A 15,753-nucleotide genomic window follows, 5' to 3' on the forward strand; every position below is an offset into this window, starting at 1 on the left:
GGTTTTATCTCTAAAACCGAAGCTCAAAACGTATCTTCTAGTCTTAATTCTTATTATTTGCATCATGTTATTGCTAACATAATACGCGCTGTCAATTCAATATGTCAATGAACTCCCACTCAATCATGGTTTCGTTGCTGAAATAAAAGGAGTCGAACCTCTCTATAATACTACCCTACCCGGGATTTCTTTTCAATACTTTTTAAAGAACCTTGCTCTTGTTCTAAGCGGCTGCAAATATACAACCTATTTTAAAACCTGCAAGAAAAAATTTATTTTTTTTAGAAGCTTATTTTTTCAAGCTTCCCGTAAAGAACGAGCTTGCAAATTTACAACCTTTATTCTTTACAATCCAAAAGAAATTTTCATCTTTTTTTTGAAACTTTAAAAGAACGCTGCTGCGTAAAGCAGTATTTAAAAAGAGAACCAAAACCTCCTCTTTCCTGCTTTGCTAAGCGGTTGCAAACTTACAACCCTTTTCTCTTAACTTCCAAAACAAATTTCAAGTATTTTTCAGAGAACTTTTTCGCTTTAAACCTCCGCCCCTGCTGAGCTCACAACGTTTAGCTTATGCCTTTGTTGTTTCTCAAAGCGGGTGCAAATATACACCCGTTTTTTAATTCTGCAAGAACCAAAAGCATAAATTTTTGGTTTTTCTTAGGAAAGTAATCTCCTCAACCGCTAAACTCCTGGAAACATGAATATTCAAAAAGAGGAGATTTCAAATTTTTTTTGGAATGCTAATATTTTCACCCATTCGAAAGCTTCAAATATTACAAACACTCTAGCCCATAGAACTCCTGCGTTAGGGATTGAAGCGGTAGCTCCCGATCTTTTTCGGGACTACAAGCGTAAAGCCCGGCATTTTTCCCGCCAAAGCAGGAAAAAGCAACGCCAAAATCAAAATACATATATATAATAGTATTGTACAGCACCTATTATCCTCTTATCTTTGCAACCTAATATATTTAACATGATTAAGATTACTTTGCCCGACGGCAGTATTAAAGAATTTGAAAAAGGAGTTACTCCTATAGAGGTAGCGAAAAGCATTAGTGAAGGACTGGCAAGAAATGTTCTTTCCGCAAAATTTAATGATACTATTGTAGAATCCACCACTTCCTTATATACAGATGGTAATCTTACATTATATACCTGGAACGATAAAGAGGGAAAAAAGGCATTTTGGCACTCCTCTTCCCATGTTATGGCACAGGCCATCCAGGAATTGTATCCAGGAGCAAAACTTACCATAGGACCAGCCATAGAAAATGGGTTTTACTATGATGTAGATTTTGGTGAGCATAAAATATCTGAAAATGATTTCAAGAAGATCGAAAATAAGATGCTCGAGATCTCCCGCGGAAAACATGATTTCAACATGCGGTCTGTCCCAAAGGAAGAAGCCTTGGGCTATTACCAAAGAGAAGGAAACGAATTTAAGGTAGAACTTATAGAAAATCTGGAAGACGGCACTATTACTTTTTGTGATCATGACACCTTTACAGATTTATGCCGCGGAGGCCATATTCCTAATACAGGAGTCATTAAAGCAGTTAAGCTAATGAGCGTTGCCGGAGCTTACTGGCGAGGAGATGAAACAAAGCCTCAATTGACGAGGGTCTACGGAGTCTCTTTTCCGAAGCAGAAAGATCTTAAAGAATACCTGGAGCTTCTGGAAGAGGCAAAGAAAAGAGACCATAGAAAATTAGGCAAAGAGCTTCAGCTTTTCACTTTCTCACAGAAAGTGGGACAGGGACTCCCTCTATGGTTACCTAAAGGTGCCGCCCTTCGCGAACGCCTTGAGAATTTCCTGAAGGCTGCACAGAAAAAAGCCGGATATGAAATGGTCGTCACCCCGCATATTGGTCATAAGGAATTATATGTAACCTCCGGACACTATGCGAAGTATGGAGAAGATAGTTTTCAGCCAATTCATACTCCCAATGAAGGAGAGGAGTTTCTCCTGAAACCAATGAACTGTCCACACCACTGCGAAATATACAATGCTTCTCCCTGGAGCTATAAAGATCTTCCGAAGCGCTTTGCTGAATTTGGAACTGTTTACCGCTACGAACAAAGTGGTGAACTTCACGGTTTAACAAGGGTTCGTGGTTTTACGCAAGATGATGCTCATATTTTCTGTACTCCAGATCAACTTGGAGATGAATTCAAAAAAGTAATTGACCTTACTTTATATGTATTCGATTCTCTCGGATTTAAAGATTTTACTGCTCAGGTATCTTTAAGAGATCCTGAAAATAAATCTAAATACATAGGAAGTGACCACGTTTGGGAAAAAGCTGAAAACGCGATTATAACAGCCGCAAATGAAAAGAACCTGAATTACGTCATTGAAAAAGGGGAAGCAGCCTTCTACGGACCCAAACTTGACTTCATGGTAAAGGATGCTTTAGGCAGAAGCTGGCAGCTCGGAACCATTCAGGTGGATTACAATTTACCAGAAAGATTTGACCTTACTTATAAAGGAAGTGACAATGAGACACACCGGCCTGTCATGATTCACCGTGCACCTTTTGGCAGCATGGAAAGATTTGTGGCTGTGCTACTTGAAAATACCGGGGGTAATTTCCCACTTTGGTTAATGCCCGAACAGGTTATTATTCTCTCCCTCAGTGAGAAATATGAGAAATACGGCCAAAAAGTTTTAACTTTGCTGGAAAATCACGAAATTCGCGCCGTAAGCGATAATAGAAATGAAACAGTTGGCAAGAAGATTAGGGAAGCCGAAGTCAACAAATTTCCTTATATGATCATCGTTGGTGAACAGGAGGAAAAAGACGGTACGGTTTCTGTACGTAAACATGGGCAAGGCGATATAGGCACCATGCCTATTGAAGAATTTGCCAGTCTTATAGATGATGAAATCAATAAGACATTAAGAACATTTGAAGTCTAACTAAAATTATATAGCCATAGCAATACGAAGAAAAAGATCAAGGAGACCTCTTAGAGAAATCAAGGAAGACCCGCATAGAATTAACGGGAAAATTCGTGCGGAAGAAGTTCGCCTGGTAGGTGATAATGTCGAAATGGGTGTTTACCCAACCAAAAAAGCTTTAGCCATTGCCGAAGAACAGGAACTGGACCTGGTGGAGATTTCACCAAATGCCAATCCTCCTGTAGCAAAAGTGATGGACTACAAGAAATTTCTCTATGAACAAAAGAAGAGAGACAAAGCCTTAAAAGCAAAGGCAACGAAGGTAGTTGTAAAGGAAATTCGATTTGGTCCAAATACCGATGATCACGATTATGAATTTAAGAAAAAGCACGGGGAAAAATTCCTGAAAGAAGGTGCTAAATTAAAGGCATATGTGTTTTTCAAAGGTAGATCTATTGTGTTCAAGGAACAGGGAGAGATTCTCTTGTTACGATTGGCGCAAGATTTAGAAGAATTGGGTAAAGTTGAACAAATGCCTAAGCTAGAAGGAAAGCGAATGACCATGTTCATCTCTCCTAAGAAATCAAAATAACATCTAAAAATGTGCTTTTTCAAAGCATTTTTAGATCTACAATAATAAGTGAGATAATTATTAAACAAGGACACAATGCCTAAAATGAAAACAAAATCCAGTGCCAAAAAGCGTTTCAAGCTTACCGGTACCGGTAAAATAAAAAGAAAGCATGCGTTTAAAAGTCACATCTTAACAAAGAAGACGAAGAAACAAAAGCTTGCTCTGACGCACAGTACTTTGGTGCATGAAGCCGATGAGACTAATATCAAACTTCAATTACGTTTAAAGTAATTGAACCTTTGATGGTTTAACAAATTTAAAAACCCTGGAGTTGGGCCAGTTAGAAAAGAGATTTGAGATCATTATCTAAAATCTTTTCTAATTTAAAAGTGCCGGTTACCGGCCGCCTGCTACAAAAAAATTTCAAAATATGCCAAGATCAGTAAATTCAGTTGCTAAAAGAGCCAGAAGAAAAAAGGTTCTTAAGCAAGCAAAAGGTTACTTTGGACGTCGGAAAAACGTTTGGACAGTAGCTAAAAACGCGGTTGAAAAAGCAATGTTATATGCTTACAGAGACCGTAAAACCAAGAAAAGAAACTTCCGTTCCCTATGGATCATGCGTATCAACGCAGGTGCACGTATGCACGGGATGTCTTATTCGCAGTTTATGGGTAAAGTAAAAGTTAGCGGAATTGAACTAAACCGTAAGGTTTTAGCCGATTTAGCGATGAACCACCCGGAAGCGTTTAAAGCTATCGTTGAAAAAGTAAAATAAATACCAACAGTTATCTCACTTATTAAATCCGGTTTCTTTGGGAACCGGATTTTTTTTGTTCAATTGTTACGAGTTAACTTCCGAAAGCTGTCAAAACCAGTTTCCTATTTCCGCCGAGGTTACGATGTTCGCAAAGGTAAATTCCCTGCCACGTCCCTAGATTAAGACGACCCTTAGTAATAGGAATTTGTACAGAACTTCCCATTAAAGAAGCTTTAATATGCGCCGGCATATCATCGGGCCCTTCCAAAGTGTGTTTATAATAAGGCTGATTCTCCGGAACCATTTCATTCATTTGGCTTTCGAAATCCTCGCGCACCGTGGGATCTGCATTTTCATTAATGGTCAAACCTGCGGAAGTATGTTTTATAAAAACCTGAAACATTCCTACTTTAATTTCTGAAATTTCCGGGAATTGCCGAACAATCTCCTCTGTCACTAAATGAAATCCGCGTGTCTTAGAGGCTAATTTTATTTCTTTCTGAAAAATCTTATCCATAAAAATCTACTTTTTTACATAAAATATAAAATTACGGAGTACCAGGAGCGTCAAAAAGCGTATTTCTGAAGCATTTTTTTGCGACACCTTAAACTGGAATCCGGTAGCAGCGTGCCGCATTTCCTCCCAATAGCTTGCGCATACTTTCCTCGCCATAAGCTGCAAAATAGTCTCTTACAATAGCCATGGTATCTTCATAATCGGCTGCAGAGAGGCACACAGGCCAATCTGACCCGAACATTAACCGATCTTCTCCAAATGCATCAACAACAACATCCAAAAAGGGTATAAAATCTCTTATTTCCCTGTGAAATCCGGGAGTTTCAGTCACAAGTCCGGATACTTTACAAAAAACATTTTTATTTTCAGCAAGTGTCCTGATGTTGCTTGTCCATTCTTCGGAAGGACCATCAGGAGAAATCCTAGGTTTTGCCATATGGTCTAAAACAAACCTTTGCTTCGGAAACTTTTTCATTAATTCTATGGCACCTGGTAGTTGATGTTCAAAAATGAGTAAATCGTACGTTAATCCAAATTTTCCAAGAGCTGCAATTCCCTTCTGAAATAAATTTTCGGTCAAAAATTCACCTTTTTCATCATATACGGTGTGCCTTACCCCTTTAAAAACGGGATTTTTCGAAAACATTTTCAGGCGCGACCCCACATTTTCTGAATATAAATCTACCCATCCAACCACAGCTTTTATAAAAGGAAATTCGGAAGCAAGATCTAAAAGAAATTCCGTTTCCTTTTCCGAATGAAAAGCTTCTACCGCAACAGTACCGCCAATACCATTTTTCTGAAGTACAGGTGCAAGATCTGAGGGCAAAAAATCTTTTTTAATTTTGTGCATGGAATCATTGATCCAGGAATATTTTGCAGGATCGTAGTTCCAGAAATGCTGATGACTGTCGATATTCATAGAAGAGAGAGGTGAAAATTTTAGAATTTGGGAATTTAGAATGTAAAAATTTTTCAGGTTTTCTGCTTTTTCTTCTTAGCTGCGGGAAATAAAACGTTATTCAAAATAAGCCGATAACCGGGAGAAGTAGGATGCAGTTCCAATTCTGTCTTGGGATCTCCTATTCTATGCTGATAATCTTCAGGATCATGCCCTCCATAAAAGGTGAAAAATCCGTTGCCTTTAATTCCGTGGATATATCTTGCTTCGCCATTCAGCTTGTTCTCCCCCATGACAAGTACGGTAGGTTTAATTTCTGAAGGATCATAAGCTGTAGTTTGACCCATAAAACCTTTGACAAGAGTTGTATGATTTTGAGTGAGCATCGCTGGAATAGGATCCCATTTTGCAGAAAATTCCATGAGAGTGAAATAATCTGATTCCGCCGGAACGCGACGTTTTGCAGTCATGTCTATAGAGGAAAACTCATAGACCATTGGGTCCCGTTCCAGCGTAAAATCTGTAAAGGCAAATGTGTTGCTGTAATCAATCTTGCTTTGGTAATCGGGTTCACTGGGATCGCCGTCAAACATAGGTTCTGCGATGTCCACATCCTCGGCGGAAAGTGCTATATCAAAACTATCGGTGGCACTGCACATGGCGAACATGAATCCGCCGCCTGCCACATAATCCCTAATTTTCAAAGCTACAGCAAGTTTTTCTTCAGAAACCTTCGAATATCCCATTTCTGCCGCCAGAGACTCCGCAGCTTTTTTATCTTCAATATACCAGGGTGCAGTTCGATAACTGCGATAGAATTTACCGTATTGGCCGGTAAAATCTTCGTGATGCAAATGCAGCCAATCGTACAACAACAAAGCATCATTTAGAACTTCCTCATCGTAAATAGTTTCATAGGGAATTTCGGCGTAGGTAAGTACCATCGTTACCGCATCATCCCAGGGTTTGTTCCCCTGAGGTGAATAAACGGCTATTTTTGGCGCTTTTTCCAGAACCACCGCTTCCATATTACGCGACGGACTTTGAACTTCCTCGCGGATCTCCTGGGTCTTCTGGTCGCTCAAAACTTCAAAAGAAACTCCTCTCACCTGGCATTCCCTTCTCAGTTCTTCGGAATCGGGAAAAAGAAAAGAGCCGCCCCGATAGTTAAGTAACCACTGAGATTTAATTCCTTTTTCAAGCATCCAGTAGGTAATTCCGTAGGCTTTTAAATGGTCCTGCTGTGTCTCTGCATCCATGGGGATCAAGATTTGAGCGGAAAAGGATTTTAAAGAGAACAGTAAAAAGAAAAGGAGAAAAAATCCCCACCTAAACTGGCGTCTGGATCTTTTCTCCTTGTTGTTCTTATGTAAAATATGGTCTTCATGAAGATGCATAGCACCTCCAAAATGGCATTTTTGTTTCAGTTTTTTAGAAAGGCACGTCGTCGTCTGCGTCATCATTGAGGTTATCATTCATCGAACTTCCAAAAGCTTCGTCGGCACTTGGGAAATTGCCGGGTTTAAATCCGTCACCAGAATCATCATCATTCATTTTTGAATGGAACTCGAAAGGCGAATCAAAGTCATCTAAGTTATCGAATTTACCAAGATGCCCAATAAATTTCAGCCTAATATTCTCTAAACCACCGTTACGGTGTTTTGCAACGATAAATTCTGCCTGTCCTTCGGTGGGAGTTCTTTCTTCATCATCCCACTCATCAATTTTGTAATACTCGGGACGATAAATAAATGAAACAATATCGGCATCCTGCTCAATCGCTCCAGATTCCCGAAGGTCACTTAACAAGGGTCTTTTACTGCCTCCACGGGTTTCTACCGCACGGGACAGCTGCGAAAGTGCAATTACCGGAACACCAAGTTCTTTTGCCAGTGCCTTAAGGTTTCTCGAAATAGTAGAAATTTCCTGCTCCCGGTTTCCTCCTTTCTGGCTACCGCCGGCCGTCATTAGCTGAAGATAATCAATTACAATAAGTTTAATACCATGTTGGGAAGCAAGACGCCTTGCCTTCGCACGTAAGTCAAAGATAGAAAGTGAAGGCGTATCATCAATAAACAAAGGTGCTTTTTCAAGCCCTTTTACCTTAACATTTAACTGTTCCCACTCATGTTTCTCAAGATTTCCTGTTCTCAGTTTTTCTGAAGATAGTCCGGTTTCAGAAGAAATTAAACGGGTAATCAACTGCACCGAGGACATCTCCAGGGAGAAAAAAGCTACGGGAATATTCTGGCCTACCGCAATATTTCTCGCCATAGACAAGGTTAATGCGGTTTTACCCATACCAGGACGAGCTGCAACAATAACAAGGTCACTCGGCTGCCAACCGGAAGTAAGTTTATCGAGTTTATCAAAGCCCGAGGGTATTCCACTTAGCCCTTCTTTATTCGAAATCTCCTGAATTCTTTTCTTCGCCTGCATTACCAGGTCCTGTGCGGTTTCTGAAGAACGTTTGATGTTTCCCTGCGTTACCTCATATAATTTTGACTCAGCAGTGTCTAAAAGGTCAAAAACATCGGTGGTTTCATCGTAAGACTCTTCAATAATTTCGTTGGAAATCTTTATAAGACTTCGTTGAATATACTTCTGAAGAATGATGCGTGCATGAAACTCAATATGTGCTGAAGAAGACACTTTTTGCGTGAGCTGAACAAGATAAAAATCACCACCTACCTGCTCCAGTTTCTGATCCTTACGTAATTGTGTTGAAACGGTTAATAAGTCAACTGGTTCAGAGTTTTCGAAGAGCTTATGAATGGCTTCAAAAATGTACTGGTGAGCACTTTTATAAAAAACATCGGGATGAAGAATATCAATAATTTCATCAACACCCTTTTTATCAATCATCATTGCCCCCAACACAACCTCTTCTAAATCAACAGCTTGTGGGGGTATTTTTCCTTTTTCAAGGTTTATTACATTTCCTTGACCGTAATTTTTTCGTTGTGGGGATTTGACGTTTTCCATGAAGCGAATGTACAGAAAAATGCTCAGAAGAGTCGGTTGCACACTACCCGACTTAATTCACAGGTTATGAACATTTTAACTGTTAATAAGTTAATATATGTGTTTATAAAGGCTAAAAAAATCCGAAGCAGCAACTCCGGATTTTGGCTTGAGGTAAGTTTAAAGGGATTAACCTTTGAAAACTCCCATTGAAGAATATTTTTCCATTCTCTTTTTCACTAATTCTTCTGGTGATAAGTTTCTATACTCATCATACGAAGACGAAATGGCATCTTTTACCGTTTCAAAAGTTTGCTCCCGGTCGCTATGAGCCCCCCCAAGAGGTTCTTTTACGATCTCATCTATAAGCCGCTGCTTTTTCATATCCTTGGCGGTAAGTTTAAGAGCATCTGCAGCTTTTTCCTTAAATTCCCAGCTTCTCCACAAAATTGAAGAACAGGATTCCGGAGAAATAACCGAATACCACGTATTTTCAAGCATAAGCACCTTATCTCCTACTCCAATTCCTAAAGCTCCACCGCTGGCACCTTCTCCAATAATAACAACTATAATAGGCACTTTTAAGCGGGTCATTTCAAGAATATTCCTCGCAATAGCTTCACCCTGGCCACGTTCTTCGGCTTCCAGCCCGGGATAAGCTCCAGGTGTGTCTATGAAAGTAACAACAGGTATATTGAATTTTTCAGCAGATTTCATTAACCGCAAGGCTTTTCTATATCCTTCGGGATTTGCCATTCCAAAATTGCGATACTGCCTGGTCTTTGTATTGTAACCTTTTTGCTGACCAACGAACATATAACTTTGGTCACCAATTTTTCCAAGTCCGCCAATCATCGCCTTGTCATCTTTTACATTTCTATCACCGTGAAGTTCCAAAAATGTATCGCCGCAAATGGCTTTTATATAATCTAATGTGTAGGGGCGGTTAGGATGACGCGACAACTGCACCCGTTGCCAGGCAGTAAGGTTCTTGTATATTTCCTTTTTTGTAGCGTTTAATCTTTTCTCAATTTGCCTGCAGGTGGCCGTAACATCCACATCGCTCTCTTCGCCTATTGCACAAGCTTTTTGATACTGTTCTTCCAGTTCTTTAATAGGTAATTCAAAGTCTAAATATTCCATAACAGGCTATGGGTTTGTTTAAAATTAGCTCACAAATATAAGAAACTTTAGAGGGAAGCTTTCTTATTGCGTTTTATTTTTCTTCGGGTTTTAAGTATTCCGTTCAGGATCACGGTACTTAGGATTATTAAAGCACCATAATAAAATCCCGGGTCCATTTTCTCTTCACTTCCAAAAATCAAAAAGGCCAGCAGAATGCCATAAACAGGTTCCAGGTTGGTGGTCAACATCACGGTGTAAGGACTCAAATGCTTCATTACCGCTACGGCAGCAATAAATGCATAGGCTGTACATACCGAAGCTAAAATAAAAAGATACCAGATATCTGCAGGAGATATTTCAAAAAATGCTGCCGAAAATCCACTTTTTGAGTCTCCGGTAAAGGTAATGATCAGTAAGTACAGCGTTATAGCAAGGGCGCCGGTAAAAAGTTCATAAAAGGAAATGACTGTCGCATCTTCCTTTTGGGCTAGTTTTCCATTTATAAGAGCAAAAACTGCGGAAAGAAATGCAGAAATTAAAGCCAGGATAATTCCGGAGAGATATTCGGTTTCCACCTGAAAAATGATATAAAGCCCCAACATTACCACAATTCCGAATAGAATTTCATACCATATCACCTTTCTTTTATAAAAGATGGGCTCCATGATAGATGTAAAAAAAGCTCCTGTGGAAAGCATGCCCAGAGTAATGGACACATTTGAAGCTTTTATGGCTCCAAAAAAAGTGAGCCAGTGCAGGGCGATCACTACACCGGCAATTACCAGAATTCTTAAAGTCTTTCGGGAAAGCCGAAATTTTTTCTTTTTCCAAAGAATCCAGAAAAAGATCAAAACACTCGCCGTTAACATCCTGTACCATACCAGCGGTACAGCTTCAATGCTAATAAGAGCGCCGAGTACAGCAGTAAAACCCCAAATAAAGACAATGAGGTGAAAATGCAGGTAGCTCTTCAGCTTATCGTTTTGCATTATATAGAAGGTAAACAGCCAGCACCCCAAAAAGCATATTAGGGAACCAAACTGCAAGAAGTGGGGAAAAAGTACTTTGTTCAGCAATTGTTCCAAACACCTTATCCATAAAGATGAAAACAAAGGCCAGCGTAATACCTAAAGCAAGGTTCACCCCCATTCCACCACGTCTTTTCATGGACGAAACAGCCACTGCGATTACAGTAAGAATGTATGCCGAAACAGGTAAACTCCATCTCTTGTAGGCCACTACTTTGTACCGATTAATATTTCCTGATCCCCTTCTTTTTTCCTGATCAATAAAATCTGCCAGTTCATTATAATTAAGAGTTTCAGCCATGTAAGACACCGGCGTGAGTTCATCAAAATCAAACGGCAGAACGGTGTCTTTACGAGTTTCGGAAATGAGATTATCTCCACGCTCCCCTATAATGCGTTTATTATAATTTACCAAAGTGTAAATGGAATCCTCCTCACTGTACTGAAGTGTAGATGCACTAATCTTGAACTTAAGTTCATTTCCTTCAAAATGTTCCAGAGTGAAGTTTCTGGCAGAATTTGTACTGGGCCGAAAATGCGAGGCGTAAATAAATTCGTCGTCATTGATTTGCCGGTACACATCGCTGGTTTCCTGAACTTCGCTTCCCTTTTTAAGGTATGTATATTTAAATTCATTAAAACCTTTACTGGCAGTGGGTGCTAAAAACATTCCAAGTATGAGCGCCCCAACGCATACAATAGTTGCACCTATAAGATAAGGCCTTAAAAATCTCCAGAAGGAAACCCCGCTACTCAAAAATGCAATAATCTCGGTGTTTTGCGCAAGTTTGGAAGTAAACCAGATCACTGATAAAAACAAGAACAGCGGAAACAGCAAATTTGCAAAATACACTGTAAAATCTATGTAGTATTTCACCACTTCGATCAACGGAACTTCGTTCGCCAGGATCTTGTCGATCTTTTCGGCCAGGTTTACTGTTATTCCTATAGGAATGAACAACAACAACATCAAAGCGAATGTACCCAGGTATCTTTTAAGTATGTACCAGTCGAGAATCTTCAAGTTACAGGCGTTTGTTCATTTGATTAACCATCATATTTTTCCAGCTGGCAAAATCTCCGGCTAAGATATGTTTTCTGGCCTCACGAACCAACCACAGGTAGAAGCCAAGGTTATGAATGGTAGCAATTTGCTTGCCAAGCATCTCATTCACCGTAAATAAATGCCGCACATATGCTTTTGTATAGTAACTGTCTACGAAGGTATGTCCCATTTCATCTATAGGTGAAAAATCTTCTTCCCATTTCTTATTCTTGATGTTTATGGTTCCATGTGCAGTAAAAAGCATTCCGTTTCTTGCGTTTCTGGTGGGCATTACACAATCAAACATATCTACTCCCAGTGCGATATTTTCAAGAATATTGATGGGCGTCCCTACCCCCATAAGATAACGTGGCTTTTCCTTCGGAAGTATATTCGTAACTACCTCGGTCATAGCGTACATTTCTTCCGCAGGCTCTCCTACAGAAAGTCCGCCGATGGCGTTTCCCGCTGCACCTGAATTCGCAATATATTCTGCAGATTGTTTCCTAAGATCCTTGAAAGTACTTCCCTGAACAATGGGGAAAAGTGTTTGCTGATGCCCATAAGTCAACGGAGTCTTCTCCAGATGTGAAATACAACGGTCTAACCAGCGATGTGTACGATGCATAGAATTCTTTGCGTAATTGTAATCACATGGATAAGGAGTACATTCATCAAAAGCCATGATAATATCTGCACCTATAACGCGCTGAATTTCCATCACATTTTCGGGAGTAAAAATATGGTAAGAACCGTCAATATGTGATTTGAATTTTACCCCTTCCTCTTTTATTTTTCTTCTATGTGATAAGGAATAAACCTGGTAACCTCCGCTATCCGTAAGAATATTGCGGTCCCAGTTCATAAACTTATGCAACCCGCCGGCTTTTTTCAGAATGTCTGTTCCCGGTCGCAGGTACAGGTGATAGGTATTTCCTAAAATAATATCGGGATTAACTTCTTCCTTAAGTTCCTTTTGGTGAACTCCTTTTACAGATGCCACTGTTCCAACCGGCATGAAGATAGGAGTTTCAATTTTTCCGTGATCTGTGGTAATAGTTCCTGCCCGGGCGCTACTCTGGGCGTCCGTTGCTAATAAATCAAATTTCATAGGTTTCTTTCAAGGCCGCAAAGATACTTAACAAAACGGCATTTTCAGAAGTATATAAACCTTAAATTGTTAGCTTTGTTTGGTAAATGGTTAATAACTGGCAAAATATAGATTTTAAAAGGCCTTTTTAAAATCTTATTTTTGCGCAACATTTAATAAACTGAAAATGTCAAACACACAACAACTAGAAAATTTTGCCACACAGGTACGAAGAGACATTGTACGGCAGGTACACAAAGTAAATTCTGGACATCCCGGTGGATCTCTAGGCTGCACCGAATTTTTTACTGTTCTCTACCAGGAGATCATGGACAGAAAAGAAGGCTTTGATATGGATGGAAAAGATGAAGACCTGTTCTTCTTATCAAACGGACATATTTCTCCCGTATTTTACAGCGTACTTGCGAGAAGTGGCTATTTTCCGGTAAAGGAGCTTAACACCTTTAGATTAATTGATTCACGATTACAAGGACATCCAACCACTCATGAAGGTTTACCCGGAGTAAGAATTGCATCGGGTTCATTGGGACAGGGACTCTCTGTAGGGATTGGTGCTGCCAATGCCAAAAAATTGAATGGTGACAAGCACCTGGTATATACCCTGCACGGCGATGGAGAACTGCAGGAAGGACAAAACTGGGAAGCGATCATGTATGCTGCCGGGAACAAAGTAGATAACATCATTGCGACTGTAGATTTAAACAGTCAGCAAATTGACGGGTGTACAGACGATGTTCTGCCAATGGGAAGCCTAAAGGCAAAATTTGAAGCTTTTGGCTGGGACGTTCTTGAAGTAAAAGAAGGAAACAATATTTCGGCCGTTATTGATGGACTAAAGGAAGCTAAAAGCAGAACCGGAAAAGGAAAACCCGTTTGCATCTTACTTACCACCGTTATGGGCCACGGTGTTGATTTCATGATGGGCACGCATGCATGGCACGGCGTTGCTCCAAATGATGAGCAGCTGGAAAAAGCACTCGCCCAAAACCCTGAAACTTTAGGAGATTACTAGATCTTTTCTGAAGAATTTCAGAATCATTCAGTACCAATAAATATGAGATTTCCGCCGCCGCGGAACAACAAAAGCTTAGAAATGAAAAAATATACAAATACAGGAAATAAAGACACCCGCTCGGGATTTGGTGCCGGTATGGACGAATTGGGTAAAACCAATGAAAATGTCGTCGCGCTTTGTGCCGATCTTACAGGTTCTCTAAAATTGGGAGACTTCAAAAAGAACCATCCCGAGAGATTTTTCCAGGTTGGTATTGCCGAAGCAAATATGATTGGGATTGCCGCCGGTATGACTATTGGAGGAAAAATTCCTTTTACAGGAACTTTCGCGAACTTTTCCACCGGGAGGGTTTATGACCAGATTCGCCAGTCTGTGGCTTATTCAGGCAAGAATGTGAAGATATGTGCTTCTCACGCGGGGCTTACTCTTGGGGAAGACGGGGCAACTCACCAGATCCTTGAAGATATTGGCTTGATGAAAATGTTGCCTGGAATGACGGTGATCAACACCTGTGATTACAACCAGACGAAAGCGGCAACTATTGCCGTAGCCGAGCATAAAGGCCCGGTTTACCTGCGCTTCGGAAGACCAAAAGTTGCGAATTTCACTCCTGAAGATCAAAAGTTCGAAATTGGCAAAGCTGTTCAGCTTACTGAAGGTAATGATGTAACCATTATTGCTACAGGACACCTGGTTTGGGAAGCTTTACAGGCAGCCGAAGAACTTGAAGAAAAAGGAATTTCAGCTGAAGTGATTAATATTCACACCATCAAACCACTGGACGAAAAAGCTATTTTAGACTCTGTAAAGAAAACCGGCTGCGTTGTAACTGCTGAAGAGCACAATTACCTTGGCGGACTGGGAGAAAGTGTGGCACGCACCCTTGCGCAGCACCTTCCTACTCCCCAGGAGTTCGTTGCAACACAGGATACCTTTGGAGAAAGCGGTGTTCCTGAGCAACTTATGGAGAAATACGGTTTAAATGCCGCCGCAATCGTACGCGCTTCAGAAAAAGCGACAAAACGAAAATAGTTTCTTCCGCAATTCGAAAATATTTTGAAATAAAGCCCTTCAAAAATGGCATTTTTGAAGGGCTTTCTATTTTCAGAAATAAAAGCTATAGAAAACCGTTTTAAAAGAACTCACTTAAAATTGTAATTATGAAAAAAGGACTGTTTATTTTTATGCTAATCGCCGGCACCTCTGCCTTTGCCCAAAGTGGCTTTGGAGTAAAAGGCGGACTAAATTATTCTGATAATGGAAAAATTGAATATTCTGATCTTACAGAGACGGGAGAGAACATTCTTGAAGAAAAAGCCGATAGAAAAACAGGTTATCACTTCGGGATTTTCTACCGCGCAAATCTTGGTCCTGTTTTTTTAAAACCTGAACTTGTCTATACCACAGCGAAAAGTTCTTACGAGTACAAAAATGAATCAGAGGATTTTGATGTAACTACGTTAAACCTTCCGGTAATGGTAGGTGTGCAAATTCTTGGCCCATTAAATGTCTTTGCAGGTCCAAGTTTCCAGTATTATCTAGACAACGATTTTGCAGGGCTTAGCCTAGAAGATATGGAAAATGAATTTACAGTAGGTGCGCAGTTTGGTGTTGGCGTGCAATTGGGAAGCCTGGGAGTAGATGTTCGTTACGAGCAGGCCCTGAGCGAAAACCAGGCAGAAGTGGCCAGGATGATTGGCGGCGAAGAATACGTCCGGTTGGATTCACGTCCTAACCAGTTCATTGTGAGTCTTTCGCTCAACCTTTAAAATCCTCTCTTCAGAAAATGAAAAAAGCCCCAAAAAGGGGCTTTT

At 40.2% G+C, this 15,753-nt stretch carries 16 protein-coding genes; 8 read left to right on the forward strand and 8 right to left on the reverse strand.

The window, feature by feature from the left end; genetic code table 11:
* Nucleotides 1-697 precede the first annotated feature (697 nt).
* The 5 genes from ACOV1Q_RS12245 to rplT all read left to right on the forward strand — a co-directional run bounded on the left by ACOV1Q_RS12245 (nt 698) and on the right by rplT (nt 4,251).
* Nucleotides 698-919: a hypothetical protein gene (locus ACOV1Q_RS12245; RefSeq protein WP_424494690.1), complete on the forward strand. Its 222-nt coding sequence runs from the start codon at nt 698-700 to the stop codon at nt 917-919.
* Between the two features lie 54 nt (nt 920-973).
* The gene (thrS, locus tag ACOV1Q_RS12250) at nt 974-2,920 is read left to right on the forward strand and encodes a threonine--tRNA ligase (protein ID WP_424494691.1); all 1,947 of its coding nucleotides are present in this window, start codon (nt 974-976) and stop codon (nt 2,918-2,920) included.
* A gap of 58 nt (nt 2,921-2,978) precedes the next feature.
* Nucleotides 2,979-3,494 (forward strand): translation initiation factor IF-3, encoded by a 516-nt coding sequence (gene infC, locus ACOV1Q_RS12255; protein ID WP_380740823.1) that lies wholly within the window; start codon nt 2,979-2,981, stop codon nt 3,492-3,494.
* Nucleotides 3,495-3,569: 75 nt separating this feature from the next.
* Nucleotides 3,570-3,767, forward strand: a complete 198-nt coding sequence (gene rpmI, locus ACOV1Q_RS12260; protein ID WP_424494692.1) for a 50S ribosomal protein L35 — start codon at nt 3,570-3,572, stop codon at nt 3,765-3,767.
* A 139-nt stretch (nt 3,768-3,906) separates the two neighbouring features.
* Nucleotides 3,907-4,251 carry a 50S ribosomal protein L20 gene (gene rplT / locus ACOV1Q_RS12265; RefSeq protein WP_424494693.1) on the forward strand — a complete coding sequence of 115 codons (345 nt, stop codon included), beginning with the start codon at nt 3,907-3,909 and terminating at the stop codon, nt 4,249-4,251.
* A 73-nt stretch (nt 4,252-4,324) separates the two neighbouring features.
* Here the strand turns inward: rplT and ACOV1Q_RS12270 are convergent, their stop codons facing one another.
* The 8 genes from ACOV1Q_RS12270 to tgt form a co-directional block, all read right to left on the reverse strand.
* Entirely contained in the window at nt 4,325-4,750 is a 426-nt protein-coding gene (locus ACOV1Q_RS12270) for a secondary thiamine-phosphate synthase enzyme YjbQ (protein WP_424494694.1), read from the reverse strand.
* A gap of 88 nt (nt 4,751-4,838) precedes the next feature.
* Nucleotides 4,839-5,672, reverse strand: a complete 834-nt coding sequence (locus ACOV1Q_RS12275) for an amidohydrolase family protein (RefSeq protein WP_424494695.1) — start codon at nt 5,670-5,672, stop codon at nt 4,839-4,841.
* Nucleotides 5,673-5,725: 53 nt separating this feature from the next.
* Entirely contained in the window at nt 5,726-6,910 is a 1,185-nt protein-coding gene (locus ACOV1Q_RS12280; RefSeq protein WP_424494696.1) for an asparagine synthetase B, read from the reverse strand.
* A 172-nt stretch (nt 6,911-7,082) separates the two neighbouring features.
* Complete coding sequence (dnaB, locus tag ACOV1Q_RS12285; RefSeq protein ID WP_424494697.1) at nt 7,083-8,636, reverse strand: replicative DNA helicase; 1,554 nt, start codon at nt 8,634-8,636, stop codon at nt 7,083-7,085.
* Nucleotides 8,637-8,804: 168 nt separating this feature from the next.
* A complete protein-coding gene (locus tag ACOV1Q_RS12290) occupies nt 8,805-9,758 on the reverse strand; it encodes an acetyl-CoA carboxylase carboxyltransferase subunit alpha (protein WP_424494698.1) in 954 nt (317 codons plus the stop codon).
* Between the two features lie 47 nt (nt 9,759-9,805).
* Nucleotides 9,806-10,729, reverse strand: coding sequence for a DMT family transporter (locus ACOV1Q_RS12295; protein WP_424494699.1), 924 nt, complete (start codon nt 10,727-10,729; stop codon nt 9,806-9,808).
* The gene (locus ACOV1Q_RS12300; protein WP_424494700.1) at nt 10,716-11,792 is read right to left on the reverse strand and encodes an LptF/LptG family permease; all 1,077 of its coding nucleotides are present in this window, start codon (nt 11,790-11,792) and stop codon (nt 10,716-10,718) included. Before ACOV1Q_RS12300 ends, ACOV1Q_RS12295 begins: the two co-directional genes overlap by 14 nt.
* 1 nt (nt 11,793) lies before the next feature.
* Nucleotides 11,794-12,924 (reverse strand): tRNA guanosine(34) transglycosylase Tgt, encoded by a 1,131-nt coding sequence (gene tgt, locus ACOV1Q_RS12305; protein ID WP_424494701.1) that lies wholly within the window; start codon nt 12,922-12,924, stop codon nt 11,794-11,796.
* Between the two features lie 166 nt (nt 12,925-13,090).
* On the opposite strand from tgt, the gene ACOV1Q_RS12310 reads away from it, so the two are divergent.
* The 3 genes from ACOV1Q_RS12310 (at nt 13,091) to ACOV1Q_RS12320 (ending at nt 15,708) form a co-directional block, all read left to right on the forward strand.
* Nucleotides 13,091-13,936, forward strand: coding sequence for a transketolase (locus ACOV1Q_RS12310; RefSeq protein WP_424494702.1), 846 nt, complete (start codon nt 13,091-13,093; stop codon nt 13,934-13,936).
* An 81-nt stretch (nt 13,937-14,017) separates the two neighbouring features.
* Nucleotides 14,018-14,971, forward strand: a complete 954-nt coding sequence (locus ACOV1Q_RS12315; protein ID WP_424494703.1) for a transketolase family protein — start codon at nt 14,018-14,020, stop codon at nt 14,969-14,971.
* 128 nt (nt 14,972-15,099) lie between these two features.
* Entirely contained in the window at nt 15,100-15,708 is a 609-nt protein-coding gene (locus ACOV1Q_RS12320; RefSeq protein WP_424494704.1) for an outer membrane beta-barrel protein, read from the forward strand.
* The last annotated feature ends 45 nt before the right edge of the window (nt 15,709-15,753 follow it).

It is taken from the genome of Salinimicrobium maris, from assembly GCF_049680855.1.
Lineage (GTDB): Bacteria > Bacteroidota > Bacteroidia > Flavobacteriales > Flavobacteriaceae > Salinimicrobium.

Bases quoted from the DNA above. Each gene is read 5' to 3' on its own strand.
- ACOV1Q_RS12315 (WP_424494703.1), top strand. From the start codon at position 14,018: ATGAAAAAATATACAAATACAGGAAATAAAGACACCCGCTCGGGATTT.
- ACOV1Q_RS12275 (WP_424494695.1), bottom strand. From the start codon at position 5,672: ATGAATATCGACAGTCATCAGCATTTCTGGAACTACGATCCTGCAAAA.
- ACOV1Q_RS12310 (WP_424494702.1), top strand. From the start codon at position 13,091: ATGTCAAACACACAACAACTAGAAAATTTTGCCACACAGGTACGAAGA.
- ACOV1Q_RS12295 (WP_424494699.1), bottom strand. From the start codon at position 10,729: ATGCAAAACGATAAGCTGAAGAGCTACCTGCATTTTCACCTCATTGTC.
- thrS (WP_424494691.1), top strand. From the start codon at position 974: ATGATTAAGATTACTTTGCCCGACGGCAGTATTAAAGAATTTGAAAAA.
- ACOV1Q_RS12290 (WP_424494698.1), bottom strand. From the start codon at position 9,758: ATGGAATATTTAGACTTTGAATTACCTATTAAAGAACTGGAAGAACAG.
- ACOV1Q_RS12270 (WP_424494694.1), bottom strand. From the start codon at position 4,750: ATGGATAAGATTTTTCAGAAAGAAATAAAATTAGCCTCTAAGACACGC.
- dnaB (WP_424494697.1), bottom strand. From the start codon at position 8,636: ATGGAAAACGTCAAATCCCCACAACGAAAAAATTACGGTCAAGGAAAT.
- ACOV1Q_RS12280 (WP_424494696.1), bottom strand. From the start codon at position 6,910: ATGGATGCAGAGACACAGCAGGACCATTTAAAAGCCTACGGAATTACC.
- rplT (WP_424494693.1), top strand. From the start codon at position 3,907: ATGCCAAGATCAGTAAATTCAGTTGCTAAAAGAGCCAGAAGAAAAAAG.
- ACOV1Q_RS12245 (WP_424494690.1), top strand. From the start codon at position 698: ATGAATATTCAAAAAGAGGAGATTTCAAATTTTTTTTGGAATGCTAAT.
- tgt (WP_424494701.1), bottom strand. From the start codon at position 12,924: ATGAAATTTGATTTATTAGCAACGGACGCCCAGAGTAGCGCCCGGGCA.
- ACOV1Q_RS12320 (WP_424494704.1), top strand. From the start codon at position 15,100: ATGAAAAAAGGACTGTTTATTTTTATGCTAATCGCCGGCACCTCTGCC.
- rpmI (WP_424494692.1), top strand. From the start codon at position 3,570: ATGCCTAAAATGAAAACAAAATCCAGTGCCAAAAAGCGTTTCAAGCTT.